Source organism: Alteriqipengyuania flavescens (assembly GCF_030406725.1).
In the GTDB taxonomy this organism is placed as follows: domain Bacteria; phylum Pseudomonadota; class Alphaproteobacteria; order Sphingomonadales; family Sphingomonadaceae; genus Alteriqipengyuania_B; species Alteriqipengyuania_B flavescens.
Genome location: NZ_CP129107.1, coordinates 310,159 through 332,235 on the forward strand (window position 1 = coordinate 310,159; position 22,077 = coordinate 332,235).

Consider the following 22,077-nt stretch of genomic DNA (forward strand, 5'->3'; position numbering starts at 1 on the left):
GCCTCAACGCTTTCGCGCGAACCAGATGAAGTGCTGCGGGCCCTTGTTGTTGGGCCGCGCGCGCACCCGGCGGACCTCCACATCGAAACGTGCATCGCGCAGGCGCTGGGTGAACTTGTGATCGTCCGCCGCCGACCATACGGCCAGCAGACCGCCCGGGTTCAGCGCGTCGCGCGCCCGGGCTAGCCCGGTGCGCGTGTAAAGCCGTTCGTTGCCATCATGGACGATGCCGTCGGGCCCGTTGTCCACGTCCAGCAGGATCGCGTCGTAACGCGGTGTAGTGCCGTCCACCGCATCGTCGATCAGCGCGGCGACATCGGCAATCACGATTTCCCCGCGCGGATCGTCCAGGCAATCGCCGGTCAATTCCGCCAGCGGACCTTTTGCCCATTCGAGGATATCGGGGACTACCTCCGCCACCGTCACCTTGCCCCTTTCGGGCAGGGCGGCCAGTGCCGCGCGATAAGTGAAGCCCATGCCGTAGCCGCCGATCAGCAGGTTCGGCGCACTTGCTGCCAGTCGCTCCACCGTGAGCTCGGCCAGTTGCTCCTCGCTAAAGCGCATCCTCGTGCCCATGAGCTCGTCGCGGCCCAGCATGATGATGAAGTCGCGCCCGTGGCTGGCCAGTTCCAGCGTGCCCCCGCCCGGAATCTCCGCCGTGGCGACATGTTCACGCGGCAGCATCGTAATCCTCCGGTTGCGAAGCGGGGATCACGAGGCGGGCGATCGCGCCCTTCCCGTCAACCCGGTTGTCCAGCGTAAATTCCCCGCGCAGCCCCTTGGCGAGAGTGCAGGCAATCCGCAGGCCGAGGCTGTCCGATCCTTCCAGCTCGAAGCCATCGGGCAAGCCGGTGCCTTCGTCCTGGATGCAGATGATGTAGCAGCGGTCCGCCTCGTCCTCGTACTCGTTCTCGACCACTGTCACCTCAAGCGGGCCGCCGGCGTAGGCATAAGCGTGCTCCAGCGCGTTGCTGATTGCTTCCGCCACGACGAGGGCCGTCGGCACTGCATCTTTCGCTTCCAGCGTGCCTTGCGCTTTCTCGTCGAACACATAGCGGATATCGCGCCTGCCCGACGCGTCCAGCGTGTCCTGCGCGATGCGGTTGATGTAGCTGCCCAGCGGCAACTGCGCGCCGTCGGAACGGTACAGCGTCCGTTGCAGGCGGCCGATCAACCCCAACCTGCGCGAGGCATCGGCCAGGGCCTGCTTGCCCTCCCCTTCGCGCATGCCCCGCTGCTGCACCGTGAGGAGCGAGGACACCATCTGCAGGTTGTTGCCGACGCGGTGCTGCAGTTCCTTGAACAGCATTTCGCGCGTCTCGGCCAGCTCGGCGCTCTTTCGCTGTTCCAGTGCCAGGCGCGCGTTGGCGATCTGCATCCAGTGGACGAGAGCAATGTCCACCACGACGATTCCGAGGAAGAAAGCCAGAGCCACCACCGCCCGGAAGTCGAGCGCGAAGCTGTCGACCGGAGGGATGAAGAAATACCAGCTCAGCAGGCCGCACAGCAGTGCCGCGAGCGCACCCGGCCCGACACCGAAGAAGAACGCGGTCAGGATCACGGGGGGAAAGAAGGTGATGTAGGGGAAGCCGTCCGGCAGCGCCCCGCCAACCGCCCAGCGCAGCAACAGCCCGGCGAGACTGGACAGAATGGCGACGCCATAGCCGATCCACGGACGGCGGCGAGCCAGCGGCAGGCGCTGCAGGAAGGTCAGACTATCGGGCGGAAGGTCCCTGAGGGCCTTGAACATCGGATCGGGTCGCTTTCGTCTGGCAATTATTGAAAGGGCCGCGGAAGCGCATACTCCCGCGGCCCTGAAATGCCAAAAGGCGTTTGAAGGATCAGTCCTTGAGGAAGTCGGGCACGTGGGCTTCACCGCCCCCGTTGTCGTTGCCGCCGTCGCTGTCACGGCCGCCACGCGGGCCACGACCGCGACCGCCACGGTCGCCACCGCGACCGCCGCCACGTCCGCCACGATCACCGCCGCCACGCGGGCCGCGATCACCGCGCGGTTCGCGCGGCGGGCGGGTGTCTTCCAGCTCTTCGCCGGTTTCCTGGTCGACCACGCGCATCGACAGGCGGACCTTGCCGCGCTGGTCGATCTCGAGGACCTTGACCTTCACTTCCTGGCCTTCGCTGACGACGTCGGTCGGCTTCTCGACACGCTCGTTCTTCATTTCGGACACGTGGACGAGACCGTCCTTGCCGCCCATGAAGTTCACGAATGCACCGAAGTCGACAATGTTGACGACCTTGCCGTTGTAGATCTTGCCGACTTCCGCTTCTTCGACGATGCCTTCGATCCACGCCTTTGCAGCGGCGATCTCGTCGGCATTGCTGGACGAGATCTTGATCACGCCCTCGTCGTCGATGTCCACCTTGGCGCCGGTTTCGGCCACGATCTCGCGGATCACCTTGCCGCCCGTACCGATGACGTCGCGGATCTTCGACTTGTCGATCTGCATGGTCTCGATGCGCGGGGCGTGCTTGGAAACTTCACCGCGCGAGGAACCGAGCGCTTCGGTCATCTTGCCGAGGATGTGCGCACGACCGGCCTTCGCCTGTTCGAGCGCGGTCTGCATGATCTCCTGCGTGATGCCGGCGACCTTGATGTCCATCTGCAGGGACGTGATGCCCTTCTCCGAACCTGCCACCTTGAAATCCATGTCGCCCAGATGATCTTCGTCACCCAGGATGTCGGACAGCACGGTGAAGTCGCTGCCTTCGAGGATCAGGCCCATGGCGATGCCCGAAACCGGGCGCGCCAGCGGCACGCCGGCGTCCATCATCGACAGGCTTCCGCCGCACACCGTCGCCATCGAGCTCGAGCCGTTGGACTCGGTGATGTCGGACAGAACGCGGATTGTGTACGGGAATTCCTCGTGATCGGGCAGCACCGGGCGCAGCGCGCGGAAGGCGAGCTTGCCGTGGCCGGTTTCGCGACGGCTGGTGAAGCCGAAGCGGCCCACTTCGCCGACCGAATAGGGCGGGAAGTTATAGTGCAGCATGAAATTGCTGTACGACAGGCCTTCCAGACCATCGATCATCTGCTCGGCATCCTTGGTGCCCAGCGTGGTGGTGCAGATCGCCTGCGTTTCACCGCGGGTGAACAGCGCCGAACCGTGGGTGCGCGGCAGCAGGCCGACCATCGCCTCGATCGGGCGAACTTCGTCGGTCTTGCGGCCGTCGATACGCTGGCCATCCTTTAGGATCGCCTTGCGCACGATGTCGCTTTCCAGCTTCTTCACGAGCTTCAAGCGGCCCATGTATTCGGCCGGATCGCTCTCTTCCAGATCGGCGTAATGCTCGCGCGCCTTGGCACGGGCATCGTTGACCGCGTCCTGACGCTCGGCCTTGTTGGTGATCTTGTAAGCCTTCGCCAGATCGTCGCCGATGACGCCGCGCAGCTCTTCGAGCTTGGCGGTCTTGTCTTCGACCGGGTCGAGTTCCCACGGATCCTTGGCGGCCTGTTCGGCCAGATCGATGATCGCGCCGATGACCTTGCGGCTTTCCTCATGCGCGAACATGACGGCGCCGAGCATCTGCTCTTCGGTCAGTTCCTTCGCTTCGGATTCGACCATCATCACCGCGTCCTGCGTAGCGGCTACGACGAGGTCGAGATTGCCGTTTTCGCCCAGCGCGTCGGCAACGGTCGGGTTGAGGACGTATTCGCCATCGGAGAAGCCGACGCGCGCGGCGCCGATCGGGCCCATGAAGGGCAGGCCGCTGATCGTCAGCGCGGCCGATGCAGCAATCATCGCGACGATGTCGGGCTCGGTCTCGCCGTCATAAGACAGGACCTGAGCGATGACGTTGATTTCGTTATAGAAACCTTCCGGGAAGAGCGGCCGCACGGGGCGGTCGATCAGGCGGCTGGTCAGCGTTTCCTTCTCCGTGGCGCGGCCTTCGCGCTTGAAAAAGCCGCCCGGAATACGGCCCGCAGCGGAGAATTTTTCCTGGTAGTGGACGGTCAGCGGGAAGAAGTCCTGCCCTTCCTTCACACTACGCGCGGCGGTCACGGCGCACAGCACCACGGTTTCGCCATAGGTGGCCAGTACGGCGCCGTCTGCCTGACGGGCGATCTGGCCGGTTTCGAGGGTGAGGGTCTTTCCGCCCCACTCCAGCGATACGGTTTTCTTGTCGAACATGTATTTTCCTAAATGACCCGCACGGCCTCATTGCGATGCGGGGCCTACTGCCGGGGATACCGTCCCGGTCCGGTTCGGGGACTATGTCTGCCCCATTTGAGCGAGACGCCGGATTGCGTCTCTTACTGTCCGTGATCCCCCGCGAAGGCGGGGGCCTCAGGCAATGTTTGTCAGGCCAGGCGGCCTGCGATCCCCGCCTGCGCGGGGATGACGCAAACGTAAACGGCCCGCCAGTGGCGGGCCGAACTTATTGCGTCATTTACGCAGACCCAGCTTCTGGATCAGGGCGTTGTAGCGCTCCACGTCCTTCTTCTTGAGATAGGCGAGGAGGCTGCGGCGCTTGTTGACCATGGCCAGCAAGCCGCGACGCGAATGGTTGTCCTTGTGGTGGCTCTTGAAGTGGTCGGTCAGGTTCCGGATGCGTTCCGTCAGGATGGCGACCTGTACTTCGGGGGAGCCGGTGTCGCCCTTGCCCTGGGCGTTGTCCTTGATGATCTTCTGCTTGTTTTCGGCGGTAACCGACATGTCTGTTCTCACTTGCTCAGCGACATCTTCAAAGGTTGAACCCCCGCACGACTTTCGCCGTACCGCCGTTCAGGTCCACCAGCGCTACCGGCACATCGGCCAGCATCGCACAGTAAAGCCCGTCGGTGTGGGGCAGCCCGGAAACGACCCGGCCCTGGCGGACCGCCTGCGCGCTTTCCGGATCGAGGACCAGGGCCGGGATGTCGTCCAGCCCCGCTTCGAGCGGCAGGAGGAGGTCTTCAAGCGCCGCGCCCTTACCGATTTCGTTCAGTTTGTCTAGCGAAATCGCCTGTTCCTGGCGGAACGGGCCGGCCTTGGTACGCCTGAGGTAGGCAACGTGCCCCAGCGTGCCAAGGGCGCGTGCAATATCCCGTGCAAGGGAGCGGATGTAAGTGCCCTTGCTGACGTGCGCCGTCAGCGTGACCGCATCGGCCAGTTCCAGCGGTGCCTGCGGATCGTAGGGGTCGGGGCGGCCGGCACTGGTGGCAAAGGCGCTCGGGATGTCATCGCCATCGTCACGCTGCCCCTGCAGGCGGAGCGAATGGATCGTCACGATCCGCGTTTTCATCTCCACCTCTTCGCCCGCCCGCGCGCGGGCGTAGGCGCGCTTTCCGTCGACTTTCAGGGCGGAGTATTTCGGCGGGACCTGTTCGATCTCGCCGGTGAAGTGCCGCAGCACCGCGGAAATCGCGGCCATCGGCGGGCGGCGGTCGGTGCGCTGCGTCACTTCGCCCTCGGCATCCAGCGTATCGGTTTCCTCCCCGAACCGGATGGTAAAGTCGTAGACCTTGCTTGCATCGAGCATGCGGCCGGCAAGCTTCGTCGCCTCCCCCAACGCGATCGGCAGCACGCCTTCGGCTTCGGGGTCGAGCGTGCCGCCATGACCGGTCTTGGTCTTCGGCAGCCCAGCTTCGCGCAAGTTGCGCTTTACGGCCGCGACTGCTTGGGTGGAGCCCAGCCCGCGCGGCTTATCGAGGATGATCCAGCCGTTGATCGCACCGTTGATCGCATCGTCGCTCACTTGCCCAGCGCCTCGCTGAAATGGCGGCGGCACAGCGCGACATAGCGGTCGTTCCCGCCGATTTCGGTCTGCGCCCCCTCGCTCACCGCGGCGCCGTTTTCGTCGACGCGCAGGTTCATCGTCGCCTTGCGCCCGCAGTGGCAGACGGCCTTCAGTTCCACCAGGCTGTCGGCAATGCCCAGCAGTACGGCGGAGCCGGGGAACAATGCACCCTGGAAATCGGTGCGCAGGCCATAGCACAGCACCGGGACGTCGTGGCGGTCGGCAATCTCGGCACATTGCCACACCTGCCCCTCGGTCAGGAATTGCGCCTCGTCGATCAGCACGCAGTGAATCGGCTCCCGCGCATGGTCTTCCAGCACCCGGGAAAGGATGTCGGTATCCGCCTCGAATCGGTGCGCGTCGCTGGCAAGCCCGATCCGGCTGCTGATCGCGCCAAAGCCCGGCCGGTCGTCGATCGCCGCCGTCCACAGCGACACGCGCATGTCGCGCTCGCCGTAATTGAATGCCGCCTGCAGCAAGGTGCTCGACTTGCCGGCATTCATGCTCGCGTAATAGAAATACAGCTTTGCCATCGGCCCGTGGGTATCCTGCCCGGCGCGGGGCGACAACGGCGCAGCGCGGTGATAGTCCACAGGCAGAGCCTGCTGTCGGCGGAAAGAATCCGCCAGATGTGGGTCGACATGCCCAAGACCTTCACCCACTTCCACCCGCTGGGATAGGTCCTGGTGGTTATGCTGGGCGCTGGCGTGGCAGAGCGCGCGGGCCTGTTCGGCACCGCCATGCGCGCCGGAGTCAGGAACGCGCCGATCGCGCTGCTGGTGGGGATGCTGGGCAACCTGGCCGCCGATGCCGCCTACGTCGTGCCGATCCCGCTGGCCGGCATCATTTTCCATGCCGCCGGACGCCATCCCATCGCCGGGATCGCGGCGAGTTTCGCCGGCGCATCCGGCGGCTTTTCCGCCAACCTCCTGCCCGGCCAGCTCGATGCCTTGCTGTTCGGCATTACGGAGGCCGCGGTGGAGACCGTGTTCGGCGATTTCACCGCCAACATCGCGGGGCAACTGGTTCTTCATCGTCTGGATGACCGTGATCTTCCTGCCGGTGATCTGGTACGTCACCGACCGCATGATCGAGCCGCGCCTTGGCAGGTGGGACCCGGCCAAGGCCGGCAATGCCGCCGCCGACGAGCAGACCGACCGCGCGCTGACCGATGGCGAGCGCAAGGGCCTGCGCAGGGCCGGACTGGCCGTGCTCGGCGTGGTGGCGCTGTGGCTGGTCTTCAACTTCGGCCCAGGCACGCCGCTGATGGTCTATTTCCCGCTGATCCTGATCTTCTGCCAGCGCTGGCAGAAGGACTTCGGCCTGGGATCGCTGGCGGCGACCATGCTGCCTATTCCATCGGCCTGATGGTCGCGGGCCTGATTATGACGATCGGCTGGGTCGCGCTCGACCTGCCGCTGGGCCCCGGCGCGGAAGTGTTCATGGAAGTGCCGAGCACCGTGGACCCGACCGGCCCGGCTGCGGCGGAGTAAAAAGCAAAGCCCTCTCCCTTGAGGGAGAGGGTTGGGAGTGGGTGTGCGGAGCTAGCAGCTCGCTATATCCGCTAGGTCCGATCCCCCACCCCCGGCCCCTCCCCGTGGGGAGGGGAGAGTTCTAATGTTCAATCCCCGCCCAAATCCCGCGCTACCTTGGGATCGCGCAGCAGCCGTTCGATGCGGTCGGCTTCGTCGAACGTTTCGTCGGCGCGGAACGTGAGCTTCGGGGCGAATTTCAGCCCGAGGCGCTTGGCGACTTCGCGCTGGAGGAAGGCGGTGTTGGTGCGCAGCGCCTTCACCACCACGTCCTCCGCCTCGCCCATCAGCGGCTTCACGTAAGCGACCGCGTTGCGCAGGTCGGGGGACATGCGCACTTCGGTGACGCTGACCGAATGGGCGGACAGCGTGTCGTCATGCACTTCCTGCCGGGCGAGCAGTTCCGACAGGATGTGGCGCACGCGCTCCCCCACCTTGAGGACGCGGACGGATTGCTGTTCGGATGTATGCTCGCGGCGGGCCATGGGCGCTAGGTGGCGGGCCTAGCCCATCTTGTCCAGTATCCGCCTGAGCGAGCTGCGATTGCGCGCCGTATGCTGCGTGCCCAGCCGCCGCTCGATGAAGGCGGGCGTAAGGCGGCTCTTACCGGCACCCTCGACGTAATCGACATGGATGGTCGGCACGGATCCAGCCTTGGGGCCAGCCACAATCCGCTCCGACCCGCGGCCCTGGTAGGCGGCGAGCATCGCGTCGAAGGCGATGGGATCGAGCGGATCCTGCAGGAAATGCGTGTGGACGAACTTGTCCTCGCCCTCGCCCGCGAAAGGATCGGCATCGATCACCGCAGCCAGCTCCTCGCGCGTCAGGACGATGGCGAACGTGTCGAAGCCGAACCGCTCGGTGATCAGCAGGCCGAGCTTCTCCGCGATCCCGGCAGAAGGGCGCGGCTCGTGGTCGAACAGGACATTCCCGCTCGCCACGACCGTTTCCACATTGGCGAACCCCTCGCGCTCCATCGCCTCGCGCAGCTCCGCCATGGAGATGCGGTTCCGCCCGACGTTAACCCGCGCGATGAGGCCTGCGTAGCGCAAGGCTTACAGCGTCCGCTCGCGCTCCTCGATCTCGAAGACCTCGAGGCTGTCGCCCGGCTGCACGTCGTTCGTGTCTTCCAGGACCACGCCGCATTCGAGGCCGGCACGGACTTCGTCCACGTCGTCCTTGAAGCGCCGCAGCGAGGCGATGGTGGTCGCCGACACGATGACGTCTTCGCGCGTGAGGCGTGCGAACAGGCCCTTGCGGATGACGCCTTCGGTAACCAGCAAGCCGGCGGCCTTGTCGCGCTTGCCCGACTTGAAGACTTCCTTCACCTCGGCACGGCCGACGACATTCTCGACCTTCAGCGGGCCGAGTTCGCCCAGCATTTCCTTCGTGATCTCGTCCGTCAGGTGATAGATCACGTCGAAATACTTCATCTCGACATTGTCGCGTTTCACCAGCTCGCGCGCCTTGGGATTGGGGCGCACGTTGAAGCCGATGATCGGTGCGCCGGACGAAGCCGCCAGCGTCACGTCACTTTCGGTGATCGCGCCCACGCCTGCGTGCAGCACGCGGACCTTGATGTCGTCGTTCGACAGGTTGTGGAGCGCGGTGTTGATCGCCTCCACGCTGCCCTGCACGTCCGCCTTCACCACGACCGGGAATTCCACCACGTCGGTCTGCAGGTTGTTGAACATCGTGTCGAAGCTGGTCGGGGCAAGCGCAGTGCGCTTCTCGGTCGCCTTTTCGCGGCGATATTCCGCCACCTCGCGGGCGCGTGCCTCGTTCTCCACCACGGTCAGCTTGTCGCCTGCCATCGGCACACCGCCGAGGCCGAGGACCTCGACCGGCATGGACGGGCCGGCTTCCTTGATCTGCTTGCCCTGGTCGTTGACGATGGCGCGCACACGGCCGCTTTCGGTGCCGACGACGAAGGTGTCGCCGCGCTTCAGCGTGCCGCGGGTGATGAGCACGGAGGCGACGGGGCCACGGCCCTTGTCGAGCTGCGCTTCCACCACGGTCGCTTCCGCATCGCGGTCCGGCCGGGCCTTCAGCTCCATCAGTTCCGCCTGCAGCGCGATCTTCTCGAGCAATTCGTCGAGACCGGTGCCTTCCTTGGCGGAGACTTCCACGTCCTGCACGTCGCCCGACATCGCTTCCACGATCACTTCCTGCTCCAGCAGGCGCTCGCGGATCTTCTGTGCGTTGGCTTCCGGCTTGTCGATCTTGTTGATCGCCACGATCATGGGCACGCCGGCTGCCTTCGTGTGATTGATGGCCTCGATCGTCTGCGGCATGATGCCGTCGTCGGCAGCCACCACCAGCACCACGATATCGGTGACGTTGGCACCGCGCTGGCGCATTTCGGTAAAGGCAGCGTGGCCCGGCGTGTCGAGGAAGGTGATCGTGTCGCCGCCCTTCGTCTTCACCTGGTAGCTGCCGATGTGCTGGGTGATGCCGCCGGCTTCGCCCTTCACGACGTTGGCGCCGCGCAGCGCGTCGAGCAGGCTGGTCTTGCCGTGGTCGACATGGCCCATGATGGTGACCACCGGAGGACGCGGCTTCAGCGTTTCTTCCGGATCGGTATCTTCCGCTTCCTGGATGTCGACGTCGGCTTCGGAAACCTTCTCGATATTGTGGCCGAACTGTTCGACGAGCAGTTCCGCCGTATCCTGGTCGATCGTCTGGTTGACGGTGACCATCATGTCGAGATTGAACAGCTCCTTCACGAGGTCGGCGCCCTTTTCGCCCATCCGCTTGGCGAGCTCGCCAACGGTGATGGCTTCGGGCACCACGACATCGCGGACCTGCTTTTCACGCGGCTTGCCGCCGCCGCCGCCCTGGAGGCGACGTTCCTTTTCGCGCGCACGCTTGAGCGCGGCGAGACTGCGGGCACGGCGGCCCTCGTCCTCGTTCAGCGCCTTGGTGACGGTCAGCTTGCCGCCGCGGCGCTTGTCGGGCCGTTCGGGGGTGCGCTTTTCCTCCACCTTCTTCTTGGGCGGGCGCTTGGGTTCGGGTCGCGCGACGGGCGTGAACTTACGCGGCGCGGGCGTTCCGGGAGCGGCAGGCTCGCCAGCAGCAGGCGCAGCCTCTTCGGCCGGAGCTTCGGCAGCCTTCTTCGCCTCTTCCTCGGCGCGCTTGGCAGCTTCTTCCTCGGCCTTGCGGTTATCCTCGGCGCGGGTCTTCTCGTCCCTGGCAGCCTTGGCAGCGGCTTCGTCCTCGCGCTTGCGGGCATCTTCCGCCAGGCGGAGGCGCTCTTCCTCGGCCTCGCGCTGCAGGCGGGCGACGCGTTCCTGCGGCGTCTCGTCCGACGCGGCGGGTTTCCTGGGCGCAGGCGCCGGCTTCTTCGCGGCGGGCGCGGGCGCGGGTGCAGGGGCCGCTTCGGGAGCGGGTGCGGGCGCAGGTGCCGGCGCTTCCTCGCCCGGCTTCACCAGCTTGCGACGGCGCTTGACCTCGACCGCCACCTTGTTGGTGCGGCCATGGCTGAAGGTCTGCTTGACCTCGCCCGGCTGCGAACCCTTCAGGGTCAGCGGCTTGCGGGTCCGGGTCGGTTTGTCTTGATCGCTCATAAAACTCGTATCTGTCCTTCAGCTCAATTCTTCGTGTCCGGACCTGACCGTCCGGCCCTTTCGCGCCCCAGCAGCGCGCTAGTGGCGCGTGACGCCGTCCCCGGCTCCACCCGTCTCTGGCGCAGGCTCTCCCGCGCCGGTAAAGTTCTGCAAACGCAGCAGAGGGCCGCTTACCCGCGTCGCTGCGCGGGCGTCGGCCAATGCCAGATGGACCACATTGTCGCGGCCCAATGCCACAGACAGGGCTTCCCGGTCCAGTGGCAAGCGGGTCCCGCGGTCGCCCGACCCTTCCCGTTCGCGCCCGACGCGCCACGCCTGGTCCAGCTTGGTGGTGCCGTCCGGCGCTGCGTCGGCAGCATGTAGCAGCAGTTCCAGCACACCGCCGCGGGCATGTTCGGCGATGCGGTCGGAACCGAGCACGATCTTGCCGGCGCGCATTTCGATACCCAGCCGGTCGGTGAAATTGCGCACCAGCGCATCTTCGATCCGCTGCGGCAAGTCATCGGGGATCGCCAGCGGCGCGCCCTTGAACGCGCGTGCCAACGCCCCCTTCAACTGGCCCTTGGCCATCGCTTTTTCAAGCGCCGGGCGCGAAACGCCGATCCATGCGCCGCGCCCCGGCGCACGCGCCAGCACATCGGGAAGGACCTGGCCATCCGGCCCGATCGCCAGCCGCACGAGTTCATCCGCCGGGCGCGTCTCGCCCGACAGGATGCAGCGCCGCTCTGCCCCTGTTTTCAGGGGGCGTCGCGGGTCGGTGATGTCGGAGCTCAGGCTCTCATTGGGTGGAGTCCGCATCGGCGGCCTCCCCGGTATTTGGCCCGGTATTTGGCCCGGTATTTGGCTCGGTGGCGGGCTCGGCTGCTACCGGAGCTTCCTCTTCGTCTTCAAACCAGTGCGCACGGGCGGCCATGATGATCTCGTTGCCCTGCTCTTCCGACAGGCCGAACGCGCCCAGCACGCCGCCCTTGTCTTCCGGACGCGCCGGACGGGTCGGTTTCATCGGCGGGCCGCCTTCGGGATTGCGGCGACGCGGCGCTTCGCGCTTCTTGGCGATCAGCTCGTCGGTGGCGAGATCGGCCAGGTCGTCGAGGTTCTTGATCCCCGCCTTGCCCAGCACGACCAGCATCTGCTCGGTCAAGTGGGGAAGTTCGGCCAGGTCGTCTTCCACGCCCAGTTCGCGGCGTTCCTCGCGATAGGCGGCTTCCTGCCGCTCGATCGCTTCCTGCGCGCGGGACTGGAGTTCCTCGGCCAGTTCCTCGTCGAAGCCTTCGATACCGGCCAGTTCGTCCAGTTCGACATAGGCGACTTCTTCCAGCTCCACGAAGCCTTCAGCGACGAGCAGCTGCGACAGCGTTTCATCGACGTCGAGCTCTTCCTCGAACATCTTGGACCGCTCGGCAAATTCCTTGGAGCGCTTCTCGGAAGCCTCTTCCTCGGTCATGATGTCGATCTGGTGGCCGGTCAGTTGGCTGGCGAGGCGCACGTTCTGGCCGCGGCGGCCGATGGCGAGCGAGAGCTGGTCGTCGGGCACGACGACTTCGATGCGGCCCTCTTCCTCGTCGAGCACGACGCGAGCGACGGTCGCCGGTTGGAGCGCGTTGACGACGAAGGTCGCCGTGTCCTCGCTCCACGGAATGATGTCGATCTTCTCGCCCTGCAGTTCCTGCACCACCGCCTGCACACGGCTACCCTTCATGCCGACGCAGGCGCCGACGGGGTCGATGGAACTGTCGTGGCTGATGACGCCGATCTTGGCGCGGCTGCCCGGGTCGCGGGCGGCGGCCTTGATCTCGATGATGCCGTCGTAGATTTCGGGCACTTCCTGCGCGAACAGCTTCTTCATGAAGTCGGGGTGCGCGCGGCTGAGGAAGATCTGCGGGCCACGGTTGTTGCGTTCCACCTTGGTGATCAGCGCACGTACGCGCTCGCCCACGCGGGCCGCTTCGCGCGGGATCTGCTGGTCGCGGCGGATGACGCCCTCTGCCCGGCCGAGATTGACGATCACGTGACCGAATTCGACCGACTTGATCACACCGGTAATGACTTCGTCGGCACGGTCCTTGAACTCTTCGTACTGGCGCTCGCGCTCCGCATCGCGGACCTTCTGGAAGATCACCTGCTTGGCGCTCTGCGCGTCGATGCGGCCGAGATCGACCGGCGGCAGCGGATCGACGATGAAGTCGCCGATGCTGGCATCGTCCTGCAGCTTCTTCGCCTGCTTCAGGTCGACCTGCTTGAAGTAGTCTTCCACTTCCTCGACCACTTCGACCACGCGCCACAGGCGCAGGTCGCCGGTGTTCGGATCCAGCTTCGCGCGGATGTCGTTTTCCGCGCCATAGCGGCTGCGGGCGGATTTCTGGATCGCTTCTTCCATCGCTTCGATCACGATGGACTTGTCGATCATCTTTTCCGACGCAACGGAATTCGCAATCGCAAGCAGCTCTGCCTTGTTGGCGGAAATGGCACTGGCCATCAGTCGTTACTCTCTTCTTCGGTTTCGACGATTTCGTCTGCGCCGCTGGTGTCCAGCGGCCGGGTGGCGGCGATGAGCGCGTCGGTCAGGACGAGCTTCGCCGAATGAATGCTTTGCCGCGGAACGTCCACACGTCCCGCCTTCTTATCCTCTATCGACACGGTGTCGCCGTCGATGCCGACCAGCGGGCCGCGCAGGTTCCTCTGTCCGTTCCAAGCCTTGTCCATGCTGATCTTGGCTTCGTGCCCCACCCAGTCGGCGAAATCCTTCGCGCGGGTCAGCGGGCGGTCGATGCCGGGGCTGGAAACTTCGAGGTGATAGGCGCCTTCGATCGGGTCGCGCCCGGCCTCTTCCAGCTCGTCCATCCGGGCGGAGATACGGCGCGACAGTTCGGCGCATTGCTCGATGACCAGCTGGCCCGTCGCCGGGTCCTCCGCCATCACCTGCAGCGCCTGCCCGCCGTCGCCGGCTTCGGACGGCATCATCTTCACGCGCACGAGGTCGAAACCCAGCGCTTTCGCTTCGGGTTCGATAATCTCGGTCAGGCGCTCGATATCTGCCATTCGGCCTCCGTTCAGTCGGTCCTTGCCAATCCGGTTTGGGGCCAAACCGGTTTCGGGCCGGCCCCTCGCGGCGCCAGCATCTCAACCTTGTATCGACAATGTCGGGATGCGGTTCATGTAGGCAGGTAGGAGATGGAAAGCAAGATGCGCATTTCGATCGCCACGATGGTTTTCGCCGCACTGATCGCAGGCTGCGACAGCGGAGCGCAGGAACCGCAGGTCGTGGCTCAGGATGTGCTCCCGCCTCCGGCCGAGCTGCCACCTGGCGCAGGTCCGCCGCTGGAACGCGAGCAGGAAAAGGAAGGAGCCGCGGCAGAGAAACGCCAGCTGGCCGAAGCGACCCGCGATGGCGAATTGCTGCCTTTCGACCAGCGGGTCGATCGCTTTCCCGAACGCGGGAGCTGGACGCAGCGGCTCGTCCCCAACGATGTGCCGGCTGAAGAAAGCGGCTGCACTTTCACCGAGAAACCGAGCAGCGAGCGGCCCGCGAATCTCGTCGTGCAGGCGCAAAGCGGCAACATGGACTTGCTCGCCGATGGTTTCGTGCTGGCGCACGACCATGCGATCGGTTTCGTCGAGGCGGGTTTTCTGGCGGACAAGCCGGTGATCGCGGTGCGCAGGAACATGCCCGACCTGTGGATCGCGCCCAAGCCGCCAATCCGCAATGTCATCCTGCGGATCGGCGCGGAGGAATTCCGCTGCATCCGCTCGACCGGTTCGGGCGGCTGATATGAAGAGGGCGGAGGTGGCGCCAGATGGTTCCGCAAGCCGTTAATTCGTCAGGGCTGACTGTCCGGCGGGCGTAACGGGTGCGCGGCAGGCCTGGGCCCACGGATTGGCCTTGCAGGCACGGCCCTGCTCCCGCTCCACCCGCTCACGCTCGGCCGGATCGAATTTTCGCGCGACGGCGGAGATGCCTTCAGCCTTGCTGTTTCCCCACGAGTGGTAGGGCTGCGTCATCGCGTAGAAGACGAACGCGACGATCCCGAACAGCGCCCAGCGGGCAATCCTGTCAGTGACCGGAAAGTCGTCGTCGGCCTTTCGCCGATTCTCGTAGTGGTAGCGCGGCCCAAGGCCCCAGTAGGGCGCAAAAGCATCGGTCGCGCGCTTCCAGATGGTGCCGAACGGCATGGGTGTGAGCCTATTCGGCAGCCCACGGGTTGTTGGCGCAGCGCTGGTGTTCCGCCTCGGCGGCCTGACGGGCCTCGACACGCGCGCTGATGAGATCGCTCGAGACGAAGGTAAATGCGACGCAGGAAGCCCCGGCCAGCGTCAGGAGGAGGACTGAAAGGGTCCGCCAGATCGGGAAACCGCGGTCGTCGCCGGCGCCCTCGTAATGGTAGATCTTCGTGGTGCCCTTGAAGAGATCGAGTTCCTCTCGGCTGCGGCCTGCCGGGTCGCCGCGCAAGGTTTCCTTGATGAAATACTTGAGGTCCAACGTCCTAGGGTCCGGACTCATTAGAGCCACCATGTGACGAATGCTGCGATGGCGATGGTGGCCATGAATGTCTTGATGTTGCGGTCGAAGCGAGTGGCGACGCGGCGCCAGTCCTTGAAGCGGCAGACATGCGCTCTACGACATTGCGCTGACGGTAGATTTGCCGATCGTGCTGGATGTGCACTTTGCGGTTGGACCTGGCGGGGATGACCGGAGTGGTTCCGCGCTCGATAAGCCAGGAGCGCAAGGCGTTGCTGTCATAGCCCTTGTCGGCGACCAGATAGCGGGAGGGCGGTACGGCATTGATCGTCTGGATAGCGATCTTGGCATCGTGCGTGTTGCCCGGCGTCAGCAGGAGGATGTGCGGGCGGCCCTTCTCGTCGCAGACGGCATGGAGCTTGGTGTTGCGTCCGCCCTTGGTGATGCCGATACCATGAGCCAAGGCCCCCCTTTTGCGCCGCCGGCGGTGCGGTGGACCTTGATGCAGCTGCTGTCGATGAAGAGCCTTTCAGGGACGCCATCGACCCCGGCGAGCTGGGCGAAGATCCGTTCCCACACGCCGCGTTCGGCCCAGCGCCGGAAGCGGTTGTAGAGCATCTTCTTCGGACCGTAGACATGTTCCGGGCAGTCGCCCCAGCGACCACCGCTCTTCAGAGCCTAGACAATCCCGGAAAGCACGCGCCGGTCATCGACCCTTGGCATCCCGCGCGTATCATTCGGCAAGAGCGGCTCGATCCGTGCCCACTGATCATCCGGAGCCGAAGGCGTGCAAAGCACAAAACCAGAAGAAATCCGCCATTCACCAAGCCTCCTCGCTGGAGGCACGTGAATCACATTGCAGCGCCGGTGTGAATCCCGTTTATGGGTCCGGACCCTAGATTCGCCTAAGGTTGAGGGCAGGATGACGCACGGGGTTTGATGCGTCCAATCGATTGATTGGCGCGCATTAATCGCTTTTGTCGTTATCACGGTGTCGCCGCTCAAGACACGTCCCTCCAGCGACCCAAACGCAAAAACCCGCCCTGCCGGTCCGGCGGGGCGGGTCTTTTTGCGTCGGTCGGAACGCCCGGAGCGTCAGGCCGCCTGCGCGATCTCTTCCGGAGCGGAATTGCGGATCAGGTAATCGAACGCCGACAAGGCCGCCTTCGACCCTTCGCCCATCGCGATCACGATCTGCTTGTAGGGTACGGTCGTCACATCGCCCGCCGCGAACACGCCATGGATATTGGTCGCGGACTTCGCATCGACCTCGATCTCGCCATGCTGCGACAGGGCCACGCCGCTATCCTTCAGCCACTCGGTATTGGGCACCAGCCCGATCTGCACAAATACGCCTTCCAGCTCGACGCGGTGCTCCTCGCCGCTCGCCCGGTCCTTGTAGACCAGGCCATCGACCTTGCTGCCGTCGCCAGAGATCTCGGTCGTCTGCGCGTTCACCAGCACGTCGACATTCTTCAGCGAGCGCAGCTTGTCCTGCAGCACCTGGTCCGCACGCAGGGCCGTGTCGAACTCTACCAGCGTCACGTGGCCGACGATATTCGCCAGGTCGATCGCCGCTTCGACGCCGCTGTTGCCGCCGCCGATCACCGCCACGCGCTTGCCCTTGTAGAGCGGCCCGTCACAGTGCGGGCAATACGCCACGCCCTTGTTGCGATATTCCTGCTCGCCCGGCACGCCCAGGTTCCGCCAGCGCGCGCCCGTCGCCAGGATGACGGACCGCGCCTGCAGCACGCCGCCATTCTCGAACTCGACCGTGTGGTATCCGCCCTTGTCGGCCGCGGGCACCAGCCTGCTCGCCGTCGCGAGATTCATCACGTCGACATCGTATTCGCCGACATGCTCTTCCAGCTGCCGCGCAAGTTTCGGTCCTTCGGTGTAGGGAACGGAGATGAAGTTCTCGATCCCCATCGTGTCCAGTACCTGCCCGCCGAATCGCTCGGCGGCCACGCCCGTGCTGAAGCCCTTGCGGATGGTATAGACCGCCGCCGCAGCGCCCGCCGGGCCGCCGCCTACCACCAGCACTTCGAACGGCTCCTTGTCCGCCATCTTGGCTGCCGCACGCTCGCTGGCGCCGGTGTCCAGCTTGGCCAGGATCTCTTCCACGCCCATCTTCCCGCTGGCGAACATCTCGCCATTGAGGAAGGTCGCGGGCACCGCCATCACGCCGCGCTGCTCGACCTCGTCCTGGAACGTGCTGCCTTCGATCAGCGTGGCGGTGATGCGGCTGTTATAGAGCGCCATCAGCGTCAGCGCCTGCACCACGTCGGGGCAGTTGTGACAGCTGAGGGAGAAATACATCTCGAACGCGAAGTCGCCTTCCAGCGCCTCTATCTGCTCCAGCACTTCGGGCTCCACCTTGGGCGGATGCCCGCCCGCCCACAACAGCGCGAGCACCAGCGAGGTGAACTCGTGTCCCATCGGCAGCCCGGCAAAGCGCACCCACTTGGTTGCATCGCTCGCGCGGCGGATGATGAAGCTGGGGCGGCGCGCATCGTCGCCGTCGAAGCTGGCGCTGACCATGTCGTGCAGCGCCGCAATCTCTTCCAGCAGCTCGCGCGTCTGCGCGGATTTCGCATCGTCGCCCAGGCTCGCGACCAGTTCGACCGGCTCGCGAAGGTTCGCAAGATAGGTCGAAAGCTGCTGCTTCATGGTGTCGTCGAGCATGGGTCGGTCTCCTGCCGGTGAAATGGAAAACAATGGAGGCCCGGAGCTGGGGTGGGGGTGGGGTGCCCCGGGCCTCTTTGCGACCCGAGATTATGGTCTCGGGCTCGGGCACGGCAGGCGGGCTGCACCCACCGCGCCTTCGGGTGTCGGGCTCAGAGCTTGCCGACGAGGTCGAGCGAGGGAGCCAGCGTCTCGCTGCCTTCTTCCCACGCCGCCGGGCAAACCTGGCCGGGGTTGTTGCGCACGTACTGCGCAGCCTTGATCTTGCGCGTCAGCTCGGTGGCATTGCGGCCCACGCCTTCGCAGGTGATCTCCATGATCTGGATCACGCCGTCCGGATCGACCACGAAGGTCGCACGGTCGGCCAGACCCGATCCTTCGCGCAGAACGCCGAACTGCTTCGCCAGCACGTGGTTCTGGTCGCCCAGAAAGGCGTATTCCAGCTTGCCGATCTTTTCGGACGTATCGTGCCATGCCTTGTGGCTGAAATGCGTGTCGGTGGAGACGGCGAAAACCTCGACGCCTATCGACTGCAGCGTGGCGTACTTTTCGCCAAGGTCTTCCAGCTCGGTCGGGCACACGAAGGTGAAGTCCGCCGGATAGAAGAAGAACACCGCCCACTTGCCCTCGATGTCCTTTTCGGAAACGTCGAAGAAGTCCTTGCCCTTCTGGAAGGCGGTAGCGGTGAACGGCTGGATGGTGCTGCCAATGATACCCATGAAATATACTCCTGATGTCAGTGAATCGGGTTTGAACTGGCACCGGATATAGGGAGCACTGCAATGCAGCAAAGCGATTAGTGACGATTATGCTCATCGAAATAATCGATTAACGGAGGGCCGCTTTCGAAAAGTCCAACAGGTGTTGCGTTTTAGGCAAGCCGCTGGTCGAAGACGACCTGCGCCATGATGGATTGCGAGCGAGCGCGCCGCCTGCGCCGACAACAATCCGAAGTTGGGGTTTGACGTGTCCCCCTGATTTTCCTCCAAGTTGGATTAGAGTCCGCACTTTAGGTGCACTGCTACCCAACCTTGGACCGCGCAGGTCTGGAGTTTTCCGCCTTGCTCAGGTCCGGTGGGCTGGTTTCACCGGCTGAGTTTGCCAGCATGATCGGGGGGATATTCCCGATCGCGCTGTGCGGTCGTTCTTCGTTGTAGTGTCTACGCCAGGCCTCCAGCTTTTCGCAAGCATCTTGCAGATTCAGGAACCAATGAGCGTTCAGGCATTCGCTGCGCAGCTTGCTGTTGAACGCTTCGATAAAGGCATTGTCCGTGGGCTTGCCAGGGCGGGAGAAGTCCAGGATCACACCGCGTTGGTAAGCCCACAGATCCATGTCCCGAGAGATAAACTCACTGCCATTGTCCACCCTGATCGTCTTCGGATAGCCGATCTTCCTGCATGCCTGATCCAGCGTGGCGACCACGTCCTCACCGCGATAGCTGAACCGGGGATCGATCACCGGCGATAGCCGGGAGAACGTATCCACCACCGTCAGGATCCGCAGCTTGCGACCAGTCGCCAGCTCATCGTGCACGAAGTCCATTGCCCAGACATCGTTCGGTCGGACCGCCGGCGCACGATCCTCTCGCAGCTTCGCCTTCACTCGCCGCTTGGGCGTCTTGTTGCGCAGCTGCAGACCCAACTCCCTGTAAAGCCTGTAGACCTTCTTCAGGTTCACATGCCAACCGTCCCGACGCAGGATGTAATACACACGCCGATAACCATAGCGGACATGGGTCTCGCAGATCTCCTTGATGCGCTTCTTCAGAAAGGCCGGATCGGTTCGGCGCGACTGGTAGTGATAGGTCGACCGATCAAACTGCAAGGCAGAACATGCCCTACGGATCGTCACCTGCCAGTCCTGCCGAACAGCGTCGATAATCTCGCGCTTCCGATCCGGCCTTAGAGCTTTCGTTTGATGACATCCTGCAGCATCTCGCGGTCCAGCGTCAGGTCAGCGACGATCCGCTTCAGTCGGCCGTTCTCATCTTCCAGATCACGCAGACGTCGCATCTCCGACGGCATCAGCCCCGCGTATTTCTTCTTCCAGTTGAAGTAAGTCGCCTGGCTGATACCTGCCTTACGGCACACCTCCGCCACCGGCGTGCCTTCCTCGCCCTGCTTGATGACGAACGCCTTCTGCGCGTCCGTGAACTTCGATGCCTTCATGCCGTAACTCCTCGTCCAGCCAAGGATGTCTACGGCGGAAAACTCTAGCTCGAAACGGTCCGGTTTTCAGGTGGCAGAGCATAGGGTCCGGACTCATTAGAGCCACCATGTGACGAATGCTGCGATGGCGATGGTGGCCATGAATGTCTTGATGTTGCGGTCGAAGCGAGTGGCGACGCGGCGCCAGTCCTTGAAGCGGCAGACATGCGCTCTACGACATTGCGCTGACGGTAGATTTGCCGATCGTGCTGGATGTGCACTTTGCGGTTGGACCTGGCGGGGATGACCGGAGTGGTTCCGCGCTCGATAAGCCAGGAGCGCAAGGCGTTGCTGTCATAGCCCTTGTCGGCGACCAGATAGCGGGAGGGCGGTACGGCATTGATCGTCTGGATAGCGATCTTGGCATCGTGCGTGTTGCCCGGCGTCAGCAGGAGGATGTGCGGGCGGCCCTTCTCGTCGCAGACGGCATGGAGCTTGGTGTTGCGTCCGCCCTTGGTGATGCCGATACCATGAGCCAAGGCCCCCCTTTTGCGCCGCCGGCGGTGCGGTGGACCTTGATGCAGCTGCTGTCGATGAAGAGCCTTTCAGGGACGCCATCGACCCCGGCGAGCTGGGCGAAGATCCGTTCCCACACGCCGCGTTCGGCCCAGCGCCGGAAGCGGTTGTAGAGCATCTTCTTCGGACCGTAGACATGTTCCGGGCAGTCGCCCCAGCGACCACCGCTCTTCAGAGCCTAGACAATCCCGGAAAGCACGCGCCGGTCATCGACCCTTGGCATCCCGCGCGTATCATTCGGCAAGAGCGGCTCGATCCGTGCCCACTGATCATCCGGAGCCGAAGGCGTGCAAAGCACAAAACCAGAAGAAATCCGCCATTCACCAAGCCTCCTCGCTGGAGGCACGTGAATCACATTGCAGCGCCGGTGTGAATCCCGTTTATGGGTCCGGACCCTAGATTCGCCCTGTTTGCCAATGGTGCGCGCATCGTCAGCAATCCACAGTCCAGGGATTGTTGCGACAATACTCCAGCCGCTCTTTTTCCTCAGAGGCAGCGCGGCTTTCCGCAACATCGGAATTCTCGGCAGACTGGTCCATCATATTGGCGGTCGCGTTGGCGAGCAGTGCGAACCCGAGCATCAGAACGACGAAAACCGCCGTGCGCAGATTGAGTCCCAAACCGCGCGTAGATTCGTAGTGGTATTTCTTGTCGGAGCCGGTGACGAGATCCTTGGTAGTTCCGATCAAGTCCTTGGTTTCCGACGTCAGCATGAAAAATGAGAACAGGTTCATCGTCTTACTCCGTCGGGTCCAGCGCCCATGGGTTGGACGGGGATGTGTAGGGCACCGTTTCGGCAATGCGCTCGCTGCGTTTGCCCATGCACATGCTCGGCCCCCAGACGAGGATCGGCGCGACCATGCTGAAAACCATCATCCGCCCCCAGAACTTGAAGATGCCGTTGCCGATGCGCTCGTTAAGCGGCTTTTCGTAGTGATACGTCGCCTTGTCGCCGGACGCCCCTTCGACGACCGATTTGAAGATGCGACCGATGAAGAACATCGCGGTTCAGTTGCCCCAATCGCCGGAGGATTCGCCGGAGAGGGATTCGTCGCCCCAGTCGTCGCCGTAGTTGTCGCGCATGCGCTCGATCGCGCGGCGGGCGTGGCGTTCGTCCTGCATCTCGCGCGCGGTCCGCGCCAGCGCGGCACCCATGGCGGCGCCTTCCTGAATGTTGCCGATGTTTTCGGAGAAACTGCCGTCCCGGCTGTAGGAGGCCGCGCCCATTGCCACCGCGGCAGCCGCTTCGGGATCGTTGCCGAGATACGTGACCCCGGCCCCGAAAGCGAAGACCGCGATCAGCCAGATCGCTGCGATCGAGCCCAGCACAATCCGAAAAATCTTGCCCACAACGCGCCACCTTGTTGTCTCGCGCACG

The 22,077-nt window shown here is 64.2% G+C and carries 22 protein-coding genes and 3 pseudogenes; 3 read left to right on the forward strand and 22 right to left on the reverse strand.

From position 1 onward, the window contains the following. Nucleotides 1-3: 3 nt before the first annotated feature. The 6 genes from QQW98_RS01675 to QQW98_RS01700 all read right to left on the reverse strand — a co-directional run bounded on the left by QQW98_RS01675 (nucleotide 4) and on the right by QQW98_RS01700 (nucleotide 6,269). Entirely contained in the window at nucleotides 4-684 is a 681-nt protein-coding gene (locus QQW98_RS01675; protein WP_290135838.1) for a spermidine synthase, read from the reverse strand. Further along, a complete protein-coding gene (locus QQW98_RS01680) occupies nucleotides 671-1,750 on the reverse strand; it encodes a sensor histidine kinase (protein WP_290135839.1) in 1,080 nt (359 codons plus the stop codon). The genes QQW98_RS01675 and QQW98_RS01680 overlap by 14 nt, the downstream gene beginning before the upstream one ends. Nucleotides 1,751-1,841: 91 nt before the next feature. Then, nucleotides 1,842-4,148: a polyribonucleotide nucleotidyltransferase gene (pnp, locus tag QQW98_RS01685; protein WP_290135840.1), complete on the reverse strand. Its 2,307-nt coding sequence runs from the start codon at nucleotides 4,146-4,148 to the stop codon at nucleotides 1,842-1,844. Nucleotides 4,149-4,403: 255 nt separating this feature from the next. Continuing rightward, nucleotides 4,404-4,673 carry a 30S ribosomal protein S15 gene (rpsO, locus tag QQW98_RS01690; protein WP_290136823.1) on the reverse strand — a complete coding sequence of 90 codons (270 nt, stop codon included), beginning with the start codon at nucleotides 4,671-4,673 and terminating at the stop codon, nucleotides 4,404-4,406. A 28-nt stretch (nucleotides 4,674-4,701) separates the two neighbouring features. After that, entirely contained in the window at nucleotides 4,702-5,694 is a 993-nt protein-coding gene (gene truB, locus QQW98_RS01695; protein WP_319023297.1) for a tRNA pseudouridine(55) synthase TruB, read from the reverse strand. Then, on the reverse strand, nucleotides 5,691-6,269 hold the full coding sequence (locus tag QQW98_RS01700) for a thymidine kinase (protein WP_290136824.1): 579 nt from the start codon (nucleotides 6,267-6,269) through the stop codon (nucleotides 5,691-5,693). Before QQW98_RS01700 ends, truB begins: the two co-directional genes overlap by 4 nt. Nucleotides 6,270-6,476: 207 nt before the next feature. Between QQW98_RS01700 and QQW98_RS01705 the strand changes: the two are divergent. Both QQW98_RS01705 and QQW98_RS01710 read left to right on the forward strand, forming a co-directional pair. Further along, nucleotides 6,477-6,689, forward strand: a pseudogene (locus tag QQW98_RS01705) (AbgT family transporter); the annotation flags it as partial. Between the two features lie 88 nt (nucleotides 6,690-6,777). Then, entirely contained in the window at nucleotides 6,778-7,104 is a 327-nt protein-coding gene (locus tag QQW98_RS01710) for an AbgT family transporter (protein ID WP_290135841.1), read from the forward strand. A 253-nt stretch (nucleotides 7,105-7,357) separates the two neighbouring features. On the opposite strand, the gene rbfA is transcribed toward QQW98_RS01710, so the two are convergent. From rbfA to rimP, 6 genes are all read right to left on the reverse strand, one after another. Beyond that, nucleotides 7,358-7,753: a 30S ribosome-binding factor RbfA gene (gene rbfA / locus QQW98_RS01715; protein ID WP_290135842.1), complete on the reverse strand. Its 396-nt coding sequence runs from the start codon at nucleotides 7,751-7,753 to the stop codon at nucleotides 7,358-7,360. A gap of 18 nt (nucleotides 7,754-7,771) precedes the next feature. Beyond that, nucleotides 7,772-8,320 (reverse strand): DUF1697 domain-containing protein, encoded by a 549-nt coding sequence (locus QQW98_RS01720; RefSeq protein WP_290135843.1) that lies wholly within the window; start codon nucleotides 8,318-8,320, stop codon nucleotides 7,772-7,774. A gap of 3 nt (nucleotides 8,321-8,323) precedes the next feature. Next, nucleotides 8,324-10,834 carry a translation initiation factor IF-2 gene (infB, locus tag QQW98_RS01725; RefSeq protein WP_290135844.1) on the reverse strand — a complete coding sequence of 837 codons (2,511 nt, stop codon included), beginning with the start codon at nucleotides 10,832-10,834 and terminating at the stop codon, nucleotides 8,324-8,326. Nucleotides 10,835-10,912: 78 nt separating this feature from the next. After that, on the reverse strand, nucleotides 10,913-11,632 hold the full coding sequence (locus tag QQW98_RS01730; protein ID WP_290135845.1) for a DUF448 domain-containing protein: 720 nt from the start codon (nucleotides 11,630-11,632) through the stop codon (nucleotides 10,913-10,915). After that, nucleotides 11,613-13,310: a transcription termination factor NusA gene (gene nusA / locus QQW98_RS01735; protein WP_290135846.1), complete on the reverse strand. Its 1,698-nt coding sequence runs from the start codon at nucleotides 13,308-13,310 to the stop codon at nucleotides 11,613-11,615. Before nusA ends, QQW98_RS01730 begins: the two co-directional genes overlap by 20 nt. After that, nucleotides 13,310-13,873 carry a ribosome maturation protein RimP gene (gene rimP, locus QQW98_RS01740; RefSeq protein WP_290135847.1) on the reverse strand — a complete coding sequence of 188 codons (564 nt, stop codon included), beginning with the start codon at nucleotides 13,871-13,873 and terminating at the stop codon, nucleotides 13,310-13,312. Before rimP ends, nusA begins: the two co-directional genes overlap by 1 nt. 144 nt (nucleotides 13,874-14,017) lie before the next feature. Between rimP and QQW98_RS01745 the strand changes: the two genes are divergently transcribed. Beyond that, nucleotides 14,018-14,602: a hypothetical protein gene (locus tag QQW98_RS01745; RefSeq protein ID WP_290135848.1), complete on the forward strand. Its 585-nt coding sequence runs from the start codon at nucleotides 14,018-14,020 to the stop codon at nucleotides 14,600-14,602. Nucleotides 14,603-14,644: 42 nt separating this feature from the next. Here QQW98_RS01745 and QQW98_RS01750 read toward each other — a convergent pair whose 3' ends face one another. From QQW98_RS01750 to QQW98_RS01795, 10 genes and pseudogenes are all read right to left on the reverse strand, one after another. Beyond that, the gene (locus tag QQW98_RS01750) at nucleotides 14,645-15,004 is read right to left on the reverse strand and encodes a hypothetical protein (RefSeq protein ID WP_290135849.1); all 360 of its coding nucleotides are present in this window, start codon (nucleotides 15,002-15,004) and stop codon (nucleotides 14,645-14,647) included. A 10-nt stretch (nucleotides 15,005-15,014) separates the two neighbouring features. Further along, nucleotides 15,015-15,332 carry a hypothetical protein gene (locus QQW98_RS01755; RefSeq protein ID WP_290135850.1) on the reverse strand — a complete coding sequence of 106 codons (318 nt, stop codon included), beginning with the start codon at nucleotides 15,330-15,332 and terminating at the stop codon, nucleotides 15,015-15,017. After that, nucleotides 15,332-16,088: pseudogene (locus QQW98_RS01760) on the reverse strand (IS5 family transposase). Before QQW98_RS01760 ends, QQW98_RS01755 begins: the two are co-directional and overlap by 1 nt. A 297-nt stretch (nucleotides 16,089-16,385) precedes the next feature. Then, a complete protein-coding gene (gene ahpF, locus QQW98_RS01765) occupies nucleotides 16,386-17,975 on the reverse strand; it encodes an alkyl hydroperoxide reductase subunit F (RefSeq protein ID WP_290135851.1) in 1,590 nt (529 codons plus the stop codon). A 152-nt stretch (nucleotides 17,976-18,127) separates the two neighbouring features. Further along, the gene (gene ahpC / locus QQW98_RS01770; protein WP_290135852.1) at nucleotides 18,128-18,694 is read right to left on the reverse strand and encodes an alkyl hydroperoxide reductase subunit C; all 567 of its coding nucleotides are present in this window, start codon (nucleotides 18,692-18,694) and stop codon (nucleotides 18,128-18,130) included. Between the two features lie 302 nt (nucleotides 18,695-18,996). Continuing rightward, nucleotides 18,997-20,144, reverse strand: a protein-coding gene (locus QQW98_RS01775; RefSeq protein WP_404800840.1) for an IS3 family transposase whose coding sequence is annotated in 2 segments (ribosomal slippage) — nucleotides 18,997-19,889 and nucleotides 19,889-20,144 — 1,149 coding nt in all. Because the reading frame shifts where the segments join, the coding sequence is not laid out codon by codon here. A gap of 96 nt (nucleotides 20,145-20,240) precedes the next feature. Further along, nucleotides 20,241-20,997: pseudogene (locus QQW98_RS01780) on the reverse strand (IS5 family transposase). 133 nt (nucleotides 20,998-21,130) lie between these two features. Beyond that, nucleotides 21,131-21,433: a hypothetical protein gene (locus QQW98_RS01785; protein WP_290135854.1), complete on the reverse strand. Its 303-nt coding sequence runs from the start codon at nucleotides 21,431-21,433 to the stop codon at nucleotides 21,131-21,133. 4 nt (nucleotides 21,434-21,437) lie between these two features. Continuing rightward, on the reverse strand, nucleotides 21,438-21,701 hold the full coding sequence (locus QQW98_RS01790; protein WP_290135855.1) for a hypothetical protein: 264 nt from the start codon (nucleotides 21,699-21,701) through the stop codon (nucleotides 21,438-21,440). Between the two features lie 6 nt (nucleotides 21,702-21,707). Beyond that, the gene (locus QQW98_RS01795; RefSeq protein ID WP_290135856.1) at nucleotides 21,708-22,049 is read right to left on the reverse strand and encodes a hypothetical protein; all 342 of its coding nucleotides are present in this window, start codon (nucleotides 22,047-22,049) and stop codon (nucleotides 21,708-21,710) included. Nucleotides 22,050-22,077: the final 28 nt, after the last annotated feature.